Annotated in this window: 1 protein-coding gene; it reads right to left on the bottom strand. The window is 26.8% G+C overall.

Going from position 1 to position 556, the window contains the following annotated elements:
* Positions 1 to 134: 134 nt before the first annotated feature.
* The coding region (locus GQX97_RS14355) for a serine O-acetyltransferase (protein ID WP_198391278.1) at positions 135 to 556 on the bottom strand (422 nt) is incomplete at its 5' end.

Genomic DNA, 556 nt, shown 5'->3' on the forward strand with positions numbered 1-556 from the left:
GATCAGAAAAACGTTGTAATTACAAAAATACTATTCATAAAATAAAAAATTTTTACTATACAATAAAACATTAAGTATATACTAAAAATTAATATAATATCACAATTAAAACAGTTTTTACTTATTATATAAATTTATAAAGTGATTTTTTTGTTTTCTTCAACCGATTCTAAAACTATACAATTAGCACCAATGATAGAATTTTTGCCTATTATAGTATCCCCTCCAAATATAGAAGCATTGGCATATATTGTAACATAATCGCAAACTGTAGGGTGTCTTTTTTTGCCTTCTAAACTTCTTCCATTAGTTAATGATAATGCCCCCAAAGTAACCCCTTGATATATTTTYACATGATGACCTATAAGTGTAGTTTCTCCTATAACTATCCCTGTACCATGGTCTATAAAGAAATAATCTCCTATATTAGCTCCTGGGTGAATGTCTATACCTGTTTTTGAATGTGCAAATTCAGATATAGTTCTTGCTATTAAAAACTCTTTTTGATTATAAAATATATGTGCTATTCTATAATGAAAAATCGCTCTAAATCCAG

Origin of the sequence: Brachyspira sp. SAP_772, assembly GCF_009755885.1 — a bacterium.
GTDB lineage: Bacteria > Spirochaetota > Brachyspiria > Brachyspirales > Brachyspiraceae > Brachyspira.